Below are 13,004 nucleotides of genomic sequence, written 5' to 3'. Positions count from 1 at the left end.
CTTCAAATCAGATCCAGGAATGCCGCGCAGGCAGGGTGCCGTTCAGGTGGTAAGCCCCGACCGCGTAGTACTTCCAGCGCACCGGGTCATGCAGCGTATGCACCCGGGCATTGCGCCAGTGGCGGTCGAGGTTGAACTCGGCAAGGGTGGCCCGGCTGCCGGCCAGCTCGAATAGCTTCTCGCTGGCTTGCAGGGATATTTCGGTGGTCAGCACCTTGGCCTCGGCCACCGCAATTGACGCCCGTGCCGCGCTGGCTGCGTCGATGGGCGCAGCATTGACCTCATCGAGCACGCGCGCAGCCTTGCGCAGCAGCGCTTCGGCGGCGTGTAGCTCAAGCTTCAGCCGGCCGATGTCGGCGATCACATAAGGGTCGTCACTGGCACGGTCCACGTTTGCCTCAATCCATGGGCGGGACTTTTCGCGCACGAAGGTGATCGCATCATCGATCGCGGCTTCTGCGATGCCGGCGTCAATTGCGGCCTGGATCAGCTGCGAAGCTGCACCCTGGATGTTGGGGATATCGCGCTGGCGCCAGTTGTCGATTACCAGCTCCGCGTCTACCGGCACCTCGTCCAGCAGCACTGTGCCGCTGGCGGTGGTGCGCTGGCCGAACCCGGACCAGTCATCGACGATGCGCAGCCCTGGGCTGCCACGACGCACGAATGCCAGACGCTGGCGGCCTTCGTCATCCATTGCTTTCACGGCTACCCAATGGGCGAACAGGGCCCCAGTGGAATAGAACTTCTCGCCGCTGATGCGATAGCCGTCGCCTGCGCGGGTAATCCTGGCCTTGAGGGTGAGGGTGTCCTTGGTGCCGCGCTCTGGCCCGGCATTGCCGATGCGCCAGCCGTCGAGCACGCTGCGGAAGATCAGCGCCTGTTGCGCCTCGGTGGCCGTCAGGCGAAGCAATTGCAGCATGCCGAACTGGTTCTGCGGGATCTGCCCCAAGGCCGGGTCGGCGGCGCTGATCAGGCGGAATACTTCGGCTACGGTTTCGAACGACACATCCGGGCCGCCGTGGGCCTTGGGTACGCTGATGCTGCCCAGGCCGCTGCGGGTAAACAACTCGATCTCGGCCCATGGCAGCTTGCGTTGCTGGTCGCGGCGGGCAGCCTGCTCGCGGGCAACCTCGGCCAGTTCGCGGGCCGCTTGCAGGGCCTCTGCGTCATTGCGCAGTACCTTGGCCGGCAGCAGCAGGGGCGAGCTGTCGAGATCGCTATGGAATTGGGTATTTGGCTGGCTGGACATCAGTACCGCTCCTTGGCTGCACTCAATGCCCTGGCGATACGCACTGGGGTGATTGTGATCCTGACCATTCCTGACCTCACAAAATAGTTGTGCCGCTACAGCTGGTCGCGGCAGATGTGTGCTGGTCCGGTGGTCCGGTTTATATACCCTAATGCTTTATAAAAAGTTTATGAACTAACTCTTTGGAATATGTATAGAAGGAGGGATTTGCGATGGATGTGCCGGCCCTTTCGCGGGTAAACCCGCTCCCACAGGTACTGCACACGCTTCAGAATCTGTGCAGTCCCTGTGGGAGCGGGTTTACCCGCGAAGAGGCCGGAACAGACTTACTCGGAAGCAGCAGTACCGAGGAACTTGCGCAAAAACTGCCGGGTACGCTCTTCCTTCGGCGCCGCAAACAGTGCCTTGGCCTCGCCCTGCTCCACGATCACGCCCTTGTCGAAGAAGATCACCCGATTCGCCACATCCCGGGCAAAGCTCATTTCGTGAGTGACGATGATCATGGTGCGCTTTTCCTCGGCCAGGCCGCGGATGGTCGCCAGCACTTCACCCACCAGCTCCGGGTCCAGTGCCGAGGTGGGTTCGTCGAACAGGATCACTTCGGGCTCCATGGCCAGGGCGCGGGCGATGGCCACCCGTTGCTGCTGGCCACCGGACAGGCGCCGTGGGTAGGCGTCTTCCTTGCCTGCCAGGCCGACCTTGGCCAGCAGGCGCCGGCCCAGTGCGATGGCCTGCTCGCGGGGTGTCTTCTTGACGATCACCGGCCCTTCGATCACGTTCTCCAGCGCGGTGCGGTGTGGGAACAGGTTGAAGTTCTGGAACACGAACCCGGCCTGCTGACGCAAGCGGCGTATCGCACTTTGCTGGCCACCCAGCGGGCGGTTGGCGTCGATGCTGATGGCGCCGATCTTGATCTGCCCGGCATCGGGTGTTTCCAGCAGGTTCAGGCAGCGCAGGAAGGTGGTCTTGCCCGAGCCGCTGGGGCCGATGATGGCCACCACCTCGCCGGGCTGTACAGTCAGGTCGATACCGTTGAGCACGGTCTGGCCCTTGAACCGCTTGGTCAGGCCTTTGACTTCAATCATGCTCATTGCTCCTGGTCATGCTGGTTGACCCGCGCTTCCATGCGGTTCTGGAAGTGCGCGAGGATGCTGCACAGCACCCAGTAGATAACCGCCACCGCCACGTACATGGTGAACACTTCGAAGGTGCGTGCGGTAATCAGCTGCGCCTGGCGGAACAGCTCGGGCACCTGGATGGTCGCCGCCAGGGCAGTGTCCTTGACCAGCGAAATGAAGCTGTTGCCCAGCGGTGGCAGGGCAGTGCGCAAGGCTTGTGGCAGGATCGCCCGGCGCATGGCCTGCACGCGGGTCATGCCGATGCTGGCGGCGGCTTCCCACTGGCCACGGTCGATCGAGGAAATGGCTGCGCGCAGGATCTCGCAGATGTAGGCCGCCATGTTCAGTGACAGGCCGATCAGCGAGGCGGGGATGGGGTCGAGTTCGATGCCGATCTGCGGCATGCCGAAATAGATCACGAACAGCTGCACCAGCAGCGGCGTGCCGCGGAAGAACGACACGTAGATCCGCGCCAGCCAGTTCAGCGGCAAGAGCTTCGACAGCCGCATCAGCGCCAGGGCAAAGCCGAGCACCAGGCCGAAGAACATGCCGCCAACGCTGAGCAGCACCGTATAACCCGCGCCCTTCAGCAGGAAGGGCGTGGAGTCGACAACGAGTTGCAGGCTTTCAGCAATCATTTGGTGACATCGGCACCGAAGTATTTTTCGGACAGCTTGGCCAGCGAGCCGTCAGCCTTGAGCTTGTCGATGGCCTTGTTGATGGCCGCCAGCAGTTCGGGTTCGCCCTTGCGCAGGGCCACGCCGCTTTCCAGGCGCGAGAAGGCGTCGCCGGCCAGCTGTGTGTCCTTGGCTTTTTGCGCGTATTCCAGTGCGGCCAGGCGGTCGATCAGGATGGCGTCGATGCGGCCGTTGCGCAGGTCGGCGAACTTGCTTGGGTCGTCTTCATAGGTACGCACTTCGGCCTTCGGCACGTCCTGCTTCACCCATTGCTCATAGTTGGTGCCCAGGCCTACGCCGACTTTCTTGCCAGCCAGGTCTTGTGCGCCTTTGATGTTCAACTGTTCGGCTTTCTTCTTCAGGATCAGGGCCTGGATACCGGAAACGGTGTAGGGCTCAGAGAAGTCGTATTTCTTTTTGCGCTCTTCGGAGATGGTCACCTGATTGACCACCACGTCCAGGCGCTTGGATTCCAGCGCCGCAAGGATGCCATCCCACTTGGTTGGCTGGATCTTGGCCTTGACCCCCAGCTCCTTGGCCAGCAGTTCCGACAGCTCCACCTCGAAGCCGGCCAGCTTGCCGTTCTCGTCCTGGAAGCTGAACGGTGGGTAGGTGCCTTCCAGGCCGACGTTGATCACGCCTTTTTCCTGGATGGTCTTCAGCTGCTCGCCGGCGAAGGCCTGGCTGAGCAGGCCGGTACCCAGCAGCAGAGCCAGGGTGGCGTTGAGTAGCGGTTTGGCGAATTTCGACATGACAGAGCCCCGCGCTTGTTGTGTAAGTAGTGAGGTGGCGACTATAGGGTTGGCCGCTTAGGCCAGGAAATACTAAAAAATTATTTTGTTATTTCCTTTTTGTGTTTTGTCAGGTGCTGGCTGCTTTGAGGGTAGGCGAGGTTGCCCACTCCGTCATCGCGGCTTATGCCCGACTTAGCGCAGGATGGAATAAAGCGTTGTTTTTTCCAAGGGCCGGATTTGCCGTAGAGTGGATTGCATGTAGGCAGGCCTGGCCCTTTCGCGGGCACGCCCGCTCCCACAGGTACAGCACAGGGCCTGATGTTTACGAGATTCCTGTGGGAGCGGGCGCGCCCGCGAAGAGGCCGGGCCTGGCGAATAAATCAGATGGCCTATACGGCAGGAGAAAACCGTGAGCGAACAACCTTCATCCGCGCATTGGCAGTTGCAAAGCATCGTCAGCGGCCTGCGCGGCGCCCGTGAGCAATGGCGCACCCGCAATGGCCGCAGCATAGGCGAGCAGGGCGGGCGCGAGCTGCCATCGCGCGAGGCGATGCGGCAGATTCTGGAGCAGCTGTGCGGTGCGCTGTTCCCGATGCGCCTTGGGCCTGTAGACCTGCGCGAAGAGAGTGAAGACTTCTATGTCGGCCATACCCTGGATGCCGCGCTGACTGCCTTGCTTGCCCAGACTCGCCTCGAACTGCGTTACGCGGCGCGGCAGAGCAACGCTGAGCTGGCCGGCGTCGATGCCCATGCGCTGAGCCTGGTACAGGGCTTCGCCGCCGCGCTGCCAGACCTGCGCGTGCTGCTCGACACCGACGTACTGGCCGCCTATCACGGCGACCCGGCGGCGCGCAGCGTCGATGAAGTGTTGCTGTGCTACCCGGGCATTCTGGCCATCATCCACCACCGGCTGGCGCACCACCTGTACCAGGCCGGCCTGCCGCTGCTGGCGCGGATCAGTTCGGAGCTGGCGCATTCGGCCACCGGTATCGACATTCACCCTGGTGCGCAGATCGGCCCGAGCTTCTTCATCGACCACGGCACCGGCGTGGTCATTGGCGAAACCGCGATCATCGGCGAGCGCGTGCGTATCTACCAAGCAGTGACCCTGGGCGCCAAGCGCTTCCCCAGCGATGAGTCGGGGACCTTGCACAAAGGCCTGCCGCGCCATCCTATCGTCGAGGACGATGTGGTGATCTATGCCGGGGCCACGGTACTGGGGCGTATTACCATCGGCAAAGGTTCGACCATTGGTGGCAATGTGTGGCTGACCCGCAGTGTGCCGGCTGAAAGCAACATTACCCAGGCCAACTTGCAGCTGGATTGCCAGGACAAGAACTGATCTGGCTGTTGCCTGTACCGGCCTCTTCGCGGGCTTGCCCGCTCCCACAGGTACGGCACAAGCCTTGAGCGTTCTGCAGTCCCTGTGGGAGCGGGCAAGCCCGCGAAGAGGCCAGTGCAGGAGTACGCCAATCAGCGCCCCAATTCGCATTGATATCCAATCCATGTTTAACTTGAACGCTTGTTCAATGAAAAAACGCTGGTCCGCTGCCGGTGTTCAACAGGAGGATTCCTTTGCTGAACCCGTTCATTCCGAACCTTATGTCATTTGACGAGGTGCACGCCCGATGAGTGCACCGACCCCATCCCTTGCCAATGGCAAGATCCGCATGAACCCCCCGGTGTTCTACTTTGCGGCAAGTTTCATCCTCATCTTTGGCCTGGTGGTCATCAGCAACCCGCAAGCCGCAGGCGACTGGCTGCTGGCGGCGCAGAACTGGGCGGCCAACACGGTCGGCTGGTACTACATGCTGGCGATGACGCTGTACCTGGTCTTCGTGGTGGTCACCGCCTTGTCCGGCTACGGCAAGATCAAGCTCGGTGCCGACCACGACGAACCCGAGTTCAGCTACCTGTCGTGGGCCGGCATGCTGTTCGCCGCCGGCATCAGCATTACCCTGTTCTTCTTCTGCGTGTCCGAGCCGCTGACGCACATGTTGCAGCCGCCCCAGGGCGAAGCGGGCACGGCCGAGGCCGGGCGCCAGGCGATGCAGATCCTGTTCCTGCACTGGGGCCTGCATGGCTGGGGCGTGTTCGCCTTCGTCGGCATGGCACTGGCCTACTTCGCCTACCGGCATAACCTGCCACTGGCCTTGCGCTCGGCCCTGTATCCACTGATCGGCAAGCGCATCAATGGGCCGATCGGCTACGCGGTCGATGGCTTCGGCATCATCGCCACGGTGTTCGGCCTGGGTGCCGACATGGGCTTTGGCGTGCTGCACCTGAACGCTGGCCTGGATTACCTGTTCGGCATCAGCCACAGCCAGTGGGTGCAGGTGATCCTCATCACCCTGATGATGGGCGCGGCGGTTGCCGTTGCCGTTGCCGGGGTAGAAAAGGGCGTGCGGGTGATGAGCGACATCAACCTGTTCCTGGCCTGCGCGCTGCTGTTGTTCGTGCTGTTTGCCGGGCCAACCCAGCACCTGTTCAACACGCTGATCCAGAACCTGGGCGACTACCTGGGTGCGTTGCCACGCAAAAGCTTCGACGTGTATGCCTACGGTGAAAACCGCGACTGGCTGGGTGGCTGGACGGTGTTCTACTGGGCCTGGTGGATTGCCTGGGCGCCGTTCGTGGGTTTGTTCATTGCCCGTATCTCCCGTGGCCGTACCATCCGCGAGTTCGTCTTTGGCGTGCTGCTGATTCCGCTGGGCTTTACCCTGGCGTGGATGTCGATCTTCGGCAACAGCGCGTTGGACCAGGTCATCAATCACGGCATGACCGCACTGGGCCAGTCGGCACTGGATAACCCGTCGATGAGCCTGTACCTGCTGCTGGAGACCTACCCCTGGAGCAAGGCGGTGATCGCCACCACGGTGTTCATCAGCTTCGTGTTCTTCGTGACCTCTGCCGACTCGGGCACCGTGGTGCTGTCGACGCTGTCGGCCAAGGGTGGTGACGCAGACGAGGATGGGCCGAACTGGCTGCGTATCTTCTGGGGCGCGATGACCGCGCTGATTACCAGTGCGCTGTTGTTTGCCGGCAGCATCGACTCGCTGAAGTCGGCGGTGGTGCTGACCTCGTTGCCATTCTCGCTGATTCTGCTGTGCATGATGTGGGGGTTGCACAAGGCGTTCTACCTGGAGTCGCAACGGCAGATCGCGCAGATGCACTCGCTGGCGCCGTTTGCCCAGTCGCGTCGCGGCCGTGGCGGCTGGCGCCAGCGCCTGAGCCAGGCGGTGCACTTCCCGTCGCGTGATGAGGTGTACCGCTTCATGGACGACGTGGTGCGCCCGGCGATTGCCGAGGTGCGTGAGGTGTTCGAGCAGAAGGGCCTGGTGCTGATTACCCAGGATGACCCGAGCCACGACAACGTCAGCCTGAAGATCGGCCATGGCGAGGAGCAGCCGTTCATTTACCAGGTGCAGATGCGTGGCTACTTCACGCCGTCGTTTGCCTTGGGTGGGTTGGGTACGCAGGATTTGAAGAACCGCCGCTATTACCGGGCGGAGGTGCACCTGAGCGAAGGCAGCCAGAATTACGACCTGGTGGGCTACAGCAAGGAGCAGATCATCAACGACATCCTCGACCAGTACGAGCGGCACATGCAGTACCTGCATCTGGTCCGTTAGATCGCCGGGGCCGCTTTGCGGCCCATCGCGACACAAGGCCGCTCCTACAAGAGACCGCGTTCCCTTGTAGGAGCGGCCTTGTGTCGCGAAAGGAGGCCAAAGGCCTCCCCAGGGCCCTGTCAGAAGGGCGCATCCCCAAGGATGGTCGCGCGATGCATCACCCGCCGATTGGGCCGGTAATCATCCACCGCAAAATGCTGGGTCACGCGGTTGTCCCAGAACGCCACGTCATTCTCCTGCCATCGCCAGCGAATGCTGAACTCCGGCCGCGTCGCATGGGCGAACAGCAGCCTCAGCAGCGCATCGCTTTCCAACTCGCTCAGTTCGTTGATGCGGGTAGTGAACCCTTCATTGACGAACAACGCCTTGCGCCCGCTCACCGGGTGCGTACGCACCACCGGGTGGGAGAGCGGCGGGTTGTTGCGCCGCGTCGCCTCCCAGCGCGCCAGGTCCTCGGGGGTGGTACCAAAGCGCTCCAGCGGGAACGACTTGGTGAAATCGTGGGTGGCAGTCAGGCCGTCGAGCATTTCCCGCAGCGGCGCCGACAAGGCTTCAAAGGCGGCAATGCCGCTGGCCCACAGGGTATCGCCACCGTAAGCGGGCAGCTGCTTGGCGCTGAGCACCGCGCCCAATGCCGGGGTCGGCAAAAAGGTCACGTCGGTGTGCCACACGGCGTTGTCGCGTACATCGGTGACCGCTGTGTCGAGCACCAGCACTTGCGGGGTGTCCGGCACGTTGGGGTAGATGGGGTGGATGTGCAGGTCGCCGAAGCGGGCGGCAAAGCGCGCCTGCTGCTCCGGGTTGATCGGCTGGTCGCGGAAGAACAGCACCTGGTGCTGCAACAGCGCCTGTTCGATGGCGTCGCGCTCTTGTGCGGTGATCTCGCGGCTGATGTCCACGCCGCTGATCTGCGCACCCAGTGCCGGGCTGAGGGGGGTAACGGTCAGGCTCATGTCGTTTCTCGGTCTTTGCGCCGGGTTGCCGGCGTGGTCAGTCGGCAATCAGTGGCTCTGCCCGTGCCAGGGCACCAGTTTGCGTTGCAGGGCACGCAGGCTCATTTCCAGGGCGAAGGCAATCAGGGCGATCAACAGGATCCCCAGCACCACTACGTCGGTGACCAGGAACTGAGCCGCCGACTGCACCATGAAGCCCAGGCCGCTGGTGGCGGCGATCAGCTCGGCGGCCACCAGGGTCGACCAGCCGACCCCCAGGCCGATGCGGATGCCGGTAAGAATGTCGGGCAGCGCGCTGGGCAGGATCACATGGCGGATCAGTTGGGCCTTGGTGGCGCCCAGCGACTGCGCTGCACGCAGCTTGGCCGGGTCGACCGTGCGCACGCCGGTGGCAGTGGCAATGGCGATGGGGGCGAAGATCGCCAGGTAGATCAGCAACACCTTCGACAGCTCGCCAATGCCGCACCAGATGACGATCAACGGCAAGTAGGCCAGCGGCGGGATAGGCCGGTAGAACTCGATCAGCGGGTCGAGGATGCCCCGCGCCACGCGGTTGTAGCCGATGGCGATGCCGACCGGTATCGCGGTCAGGGTTGCGGCTATCAGCGCCAGGCCGATACGGCCCAGGCTTGCGCCCAGGTGCTGCCACAGGCTGGCATCCATGTAACCCTGGGTCAGCAGGGTCCAGGCCTTGGCCAGGATGTCGCCCGGCGAAGGCAGGAACAGCGGCTCGATCCAGCCTGCGGCCGTCACCAGCCACCAGGCCAATAGCAGGCTGGCCAGGGTCAGGGTGCTGATCCAGCGGGTAGAAAGCTGGCGCCGTGCTGTTGCAACAGGCCGGGTTTGGGCTTGGTGTTTGCCGGCTACCGGCAGGTCCAGGCTGCTCATGCGCGCTCCTGCAGGTTTTGACGTTGGGAGAACACCCGCGCCAGCACATGCTCGCGGGTTTCGATGAAGGCGGGGTCGGATTTGATCGCCCGGGCCGATTCGCCAGCGGCATAGCGTTGGCCGAAGTCCAGTTGCAGGCGTTCCACTACGCGACCCGGGTTGGGGGCCAGCAGTACCAGTTCGCTGGCGAGGAACACGGCTTCTTCAATGTCGTGGGTAATCAGGAACACCGGCTTGGCAGTGCGCTGCCACACCTGCAACAGCAGTTCTTGCATCTGCTCGCGGGTGAAGGCATCGAGGGCGCCAAACGGTTCGTCCATCAGCAATACGCGAGGGTCGGCCGCCAGTGCGCGGGCCAGGCCTACGCGCTGCTTCTGGCCACCGGACAATTGCCAGATACGCCGCTCGCCGAAGCGATCGAGGTCGACGAGGGCGAGCATTTCACGGGCCTTGGCTTCTCGCTTGGCGCGAGGCACACCAGCCAGTTCGAGGCCGAAGGCGACATTGCCCAGCACGTTCTGCCACGGCAGCAAGGCATCGTCCTGGAACACCACGCCGCGCTCGGCACCGGGGCCTTGCACCGGTACGCCGTCGAGGGTGATGCGCCCGCCGCTGGGGGCGACAAAGCCGGCGATCAGGTTCAGCAGCGAAGTCTTGCCGCTGCCGGAAGGCCCCAAGGCCACCAGCAACTGGCGCGGCCCCAGGCTCAGGTTGATGTCGGCCAGCACCGGGGTGCTGGCGCCAGGGTACTGTGCGCTGATGCGCTCCAGTTCGAGCAAGGCCATGACGGGCTCCGGATCAGTTTGGAAGGAACTTGGCGCTGACGTACGGCGAGTAGTCCGGCAGTACGGCGTCGACCTTGCCTTGCTGCTTGAGGAAGTTGGCCGTGTCGGTCAGTGCCTGGGTGGTCGGTGCGCCCAGGGCGTTGGCCTGGTCGGCGGCCAGCGGGTAGACGTTGCCTTCCAGCAGCACCGGGATGTCGCTGGCCTTGGCGCCGGACAGTTTCACCAGCTTGTCTACGTTGGCCTTGTCGGCCAGCCAGGCTTTCGGGTCTTTGCGGTAGTCGGCGTAGGCATCGAGGGTGACCTTGGCGAAGGCCTTGACCACCTCTGGGTGTTTGTCGGCGAAGTCCTTGCGCACAATCCAGGCGTCGAAGGTTGGCGCGCCTTTCTGGGCCAGTTCGCCGGAGGTAATCAGCACTTTGCCGTTTTCCTTGGCCACGCCCAGGGCTGGGTCCCACACGTAGGTGGCGTCGATGTCGCCGCGCTTCCAGGCGGCAATGATGGCCGGTGGTGCCAGGTTGAGGATCTGTACCTTGGACGGGTCGATGTTCCAGCTTTTCAGGGCGGCCAACAGGCTGTAATGGCCGGTGGAAACGAATGGCACGGCGACCTTCTTGCCGATCAGGTCTTGCGGCGTCTTGATGCTGTCGCGGGCGACCAGTGCTTCGCCAGCGCCAATCTGTGTGGCAATCAGGAAGGTCTCGACCGGCAGCTTGCGGGTGGCCGCTGCGGCCAGCGGGCTGGAGCCGAGGTAGCCGATCTGCACATCGCCGCTGGCCACCGCTGTGATCACATCGGCGCCGTTATCGAATTTGCGCCAGTCGATGCTGGCCTTGCTGGCTTTTTCGTAGTCGCCGTCTACCTGCGCCACTTTGGCGGGGTCGACCGTGGTCTGGTAGGCCACGGTCAGGTCGGCAGCCTGGGCAAACCAGCTGGTCCCGGCGAGGGTCAGGGCGGCGAACAGGCGCAGCGGAGCGTGCGGGATCATGGTGAACCTCTCGTCAGGCAATCAGGGTGATGGATGGCGAGAAGATTAATTGATCTAAGAAATTCAAAATAAATAACTTTTTTGCATTAGCTTAGGAGCCAAATGCTTTAACGACCTGATGCCCTGACACAATCCCTTGTAGGAGCGGCCTTGTGTCGCGATGGGCCGCAAAGCGGCCCCGGCAATTTCTGCGGCGGAGCTGAGATTTTTGGGCACGCTTCGCACCCCATCGCGACACAAGGCCGCTCCTACAGGGACCGCGTGAGGCCGCACATGAACGAATTGCGAAATCAGAGCTGGCTGCTAGGCTTTCTCGTCCTTATAGAACGATACGTTATTAGGTTATGAGCAAACGTTTGCAAATAACCAAAGGTTATTGATGGGGCGCTTGCTACAACGAATGGCAGTAAAGGTTCCTAACATATTCCTTAAAAATCTTACAAATTCATAAAACGGTCATTTTGGATTTATAGGATTGTCATTATCCTGTAGCGCAGGTGGCGTCTTAGACCAAAGTCGCGAAACGTTTAGAAACGATTGACTTCATGGTCACGCTTTGGGACTAAATCGCCAATCCACGGTGAGCGGGGCAGCAGACCCCACCGCCAGAGATACACAAGAATTAGAACGTAGAGGAGCAAAACATGTACAAGTCCAGCCTGGCCGTGGCCGTGGCACTGGGGGTTTTCGCCCAAACAGCAGGCGCTGCCGGTTTCGTTGAAGACAGCAAACTGTCGCTCAGCTCGCGCACCATGTACTTCAACAATGACAACCGTGACGGCGGTGCCGACAACCGTGAGTCGGGTCAGGGCTTCAAGCTCGACTACATCTCCGGCTTCACTGAAGGCACCGTTGGTTTCGGTGTTGATGCCCAGGCCCTGTGGGGTATCCACCTGGATGGTGGCCGTGGCAAGCACCCAGACAACAGCAGCTTCTTCCCAAGCGACAGCGACGGCTCGGCTGTAAGCCAGTGGGCTCGCGTTGGTGCCAACGCCAAGGCGCGCTTCTCGAAGACCGAAGTTCACTACGGTAGCGCCCTGGCGCCTAACCTGCCGATCCTGGTTTCCAACGATGGCCGTCTGCTGCCGCAAACCTTCGAGGGTGGCACCATCCAGTCGAAGGAAATCGACAACCTGACCATCAACGCCGGTCAGCTGACCCACGCCATGGGCCGTGCTTCGAGCAACCGTACCGGGCTGTCGGTAGCCGGTGCTACCCAGGACAGCAACAAGTTCCGTTACGGCGGCCTGGACTACAAGCTCACCCCAGACCTGACCCTGCAGTACTACTACTCGAACCTGGAAGACTTCTACAAGCAGCACTTCCTGGGCGCGACCCACGTGTTCAAGATCGCTGACGACCAGTCGTTCAAGACCGACCTGCGCTACTTCGACAGCAGCAGCGACGGCAAGAACGGTGAGGCCGGCTACCGCTTCAGCAACAACGGCGGCTATGCCAAGAACACTGGCGAGGTCGACAACAAGACCTGGTCCGCGATGTTCACCTACACCTTGGGTGGCCACTCGCTGATGCTGGGCCACCAGCGCGTCAATGACGACGGTGGTTTCGTCTGGCTGAACCAGGGCAACGTGGTTGACGGCAACGGCCGCAACGAAGGCGCCGGCGGTTCCAGCTTCTACCTGTTCACCGACAGCATGATCAACCAGTTCGCCAAGGCCGGTGAAAACACCACCTTCGGTCAGTACGCCTACGACTTCGCCCGCCTGGGCGTACCGGGCCTGAAAGCCTCGGTTGCCTACCTGAAAGGTGAAGACGGCAAGAACGCCAACGGCAACGGTACCTTCAGCGAATGGGAACGTGATGCGCGTATCGACTACGTCATCCAGGAAGGCACCTTCAAGGGCCTGGGCGCCAGCCTGCGTCACGGCGTATACCGTGGCACTGGCACCAGCTCGCTGGCTGACCAGGATCAGACCCGTCTGATCTTCAACTACACTTACAACTTCCTGTAAGCCGTAGCTG

The 13,004-nt window shown here is 62.2% G+C and carries 11 protein-coding genes; 3 read left to right on the top strand and 8 right to left on the bottom strand.

Annotated features, from left to right (window positions below; translation table 11 throughout):
- Window positions 1-7: 7 nt before the first annotated feature.
- From ACQKPZ_RS08975 to tcyJ, 4 genes are all read right to left on the bottom strand, one after another.
- The gene (locus tag ACQKPZ_RS08975; RefSeq protein ID WP_427537018.1) at window positions 8-1,249 is read right to left on the bottom strand and encodes an SfnB family sulfur acquisition oxidoreductase; all 1,242 of its coding nucleotides are present in this window, start codon (window positions 1,247-1,249) and stop codon (window positions 8-10) included.
- A 326-nt stretch (window positions 1,250-1,575) separates the two neighbouring features.
- A complete protein-coding gene (tcyN, locus tag ACQKPZ_RS08970; protein ID WP_427537016.1) occupies window positions 1,576-2,334 on the bottom strand; it encodes an L-cystine ABC transporter ATP-binding protein TcyN in 759 nt (252 codons plus the stop codon).
- A gap of 2 nt (window positions 2,335-2,336) precedes the next feature.
- Window positions 2,337-3,005, bottom strand: a complete 669-nt coding sequence (tcyL, locus tag ACQKPZ_RS08965) for a cystine ABC transporter permease (protein ID WP_391128540.1) — start codon at window positions 3,003-3,005, stop codon at window positions 2,337-2,339.
- The gene (gene tcyJ, locus ACQKPZ_RS08960) at window positions 3,002-3,796 is read right to left on the bottom strand and encodes a cystine ABC transporter substrate-binding protein (RefSeq protein WP_391128537.1); all 795 of its coding nucleotides are present in this window, start codon (window positions 3,794-3,796) and stop codon (window positions 3,002-3,004) included. Before tcyJ ends, tcyL begins: the two co-directional genes overlap by 4 nt.
- A 391-nt stretch (window positions 3,797-4,187) precedes the next feature.
- On the opposite strand from tcyJ, the gene epsC reads away from it, so the two are divergent.
- Together epsC and betT are read left to right on the top strand one after the other, a co-directional pair.
- Window positions 4,188-5,120: a serine O-acetyltransferase EpsC gene (gene epsC / locus ACQKPZ_RS08955; protein ID WP_427537014.1), complete on the top strand. Its 933-nt coding sequence runs from the start codon at window positions 4,188-4,190 to the stop codon at window positions 5,118-5,120.
- A gap of 328 nt (window positions 5,121-5,448) precedes the next feature.
- Window positions 5,449-7,410, top strand: coding sequence for a choline transporter BetT (gene betT, locus ACQKPZ_RS08950; RefSeq protein ID WP_264363335.1), 1,962 nt, complete (start codon window positions 5,449-5,451; stop codon window positions 7,408-7,410).
- A gap of 119 nt (window positions 7,411-7,529) precedes the next feature.
- Here the strand turns inward: betT and tauD are convergent, their stop codons facing one another.
- Genes tauD through tauA form a run of 4 tightly spaced genes read right to left on the bottom strand, consistent with a single transcriptional unit; the run spans window position 7,530 to window position 11,021 of the window.
- Entirely contained in the window at window positions 7,530-8,363 is an 834-nt protein-coding gene (tauD, locus tag ACQKPZ_RS08945; protein ID WP_427537012.1) for a taurine dioxygenase, read from the bottom strand.
- 48 nt (window positions 8,364-8,411) lie between these two features.
- Window positions 8,412-9,251, bottom strand: coding sequence for a taurine ABC transporter permease TauC (gene tauC, locus ACQKPZ_RS08940; protein ID WP_427537010.1), 840 nt, complete (start codon window positions 9,249-9,251; stop codon window positions 8,412-8,414).
- Window positions 9,248-10,036: a taurine ABC transporter ATP-binding subunit gene (gene tauB, locus ACQKPZ_RS08935; RefSeq protein ID WP_427537008.1), complete on the bottom strand. Its 789-nt coding sequence runs from the start codon at window positions 10,034-10,036 to the stop codon at window positions 9,248-9,250. Before tauB ends, tauC begins: the two co-directional genes overlap by 4 nt.
- A gap of 13 nt (window positions 10,037-10,049) precedes the next feature.
- On the bottom strand, window positions 10,050-11,021 hold the full coding sequence (gene tauA, locus ACQKPZ_RS08930; RefSeq protein WP_427537006.1) for a taurine ABC transporter substrate-binding protein: 972 nt from the start codon (window positions 11,019-11,021) through the stop codon (window positions 10,050-10,052).
- Window positions 11,022-11,665: 644 nt separating this feature from the next.
- On the opposite strand from tauA, the gene ACQKPZ_RS08925 reads away from it, so the two are divergent.
- Window positions 11,666-12,994, top strand: a complete 1,329-nt coding sequence (locus ACQKPZ_RS08925; RefSeq protein ID WP_427537004.1) for an OprD family porin — start codon at window positions 11,666-11,668, stop codon at window positions 12,992-12,994.
- The last annotated feature ends 10 nt before the right edge of the window (window positions 12,995-13,004 follow it).

The organism is Pseudomonas sp. NPDC089547 (genome assembly GCF_050280665.1).
Lineage (GTDB): Bacteria > Pseudomonadota > Gammaproteobacteria > Pseudomonadales > Pseudomonadaceae > Aquipseudomonas.
This window is presented reverse-complemented; position numbering and strand designations above follow the sequence as displayed.

Bases quoted from the DNA above. Each gene is read 5' to 3' on its own strand.
- ACQKPZ_RS08975 (WP_427537018.1), bottom strand. From the start codon at position 1,249: ATGTCCAGCCAGCCAAATACCCAATTCCATAGCGATCTCGACAGCTCG.
- tcyN (WP_427537016.1), bottom strand. From the start codon at position 2,334: ATGATTGAAGTCAAAGGCCTGACCAAGCGGTTCAAGGGCCAGACCGTG.
- tcyL (WP_391128540.1), bottom strand. From the start codon at position 3,005: ATGATTGCTGAAAGCCTGCAACTCGTTGTCGACTCCACGCCCTTCCTG.
- tcyJ (WP_391128537.1), bottom strand. From the start codon at position 3,796: ATGTCGAAATTCGCCAAACCGCTACTCAACGCCACCCTGGCTCTGCTG.
- betT (WP_264363335.1), top strand. From the start codon at position 5,449: ATGAACCCCCCGGTGTTCTACTTTGCGGCAAGTTTCATCCTCATCTTT.
- tauD (WP_427537012.1), bottom strand. From the start codon at position 8,363: ATGAGCCTGACCGTTACCCCCCTCAGCCCGGCACTGGGTGCGCAGATC.
- tauC (WP_427537010.1), bottom strand. From the start codon at position 9,251: ATGAGCAGCCTGGACCTGCCGGTAGCCGGCAAACACCAAGCCCAAACC.
- tauB (WP_427537008.1), bottom strand. From the start codon at position 10,036: ATGGCCTTGCTCGAACTGGAGCGCATCAGCGCACAGTACCCTGGCGCC.
- tauA (WP_427537006.1), bottom strand. From the start codon at position 11,021: ATGATCCCGCACGCTCCGCTGCGCCTGTTCGCCGCCCTGACCCTCGCC.
- ACQKPZ_RS08925 (WP_427537004.1), top strand. From the start codon at position 11,666: ATGTACAAGTCCAGCCTGGCCGTGGCCGTGGCACTGGGGGTTTTCGCC.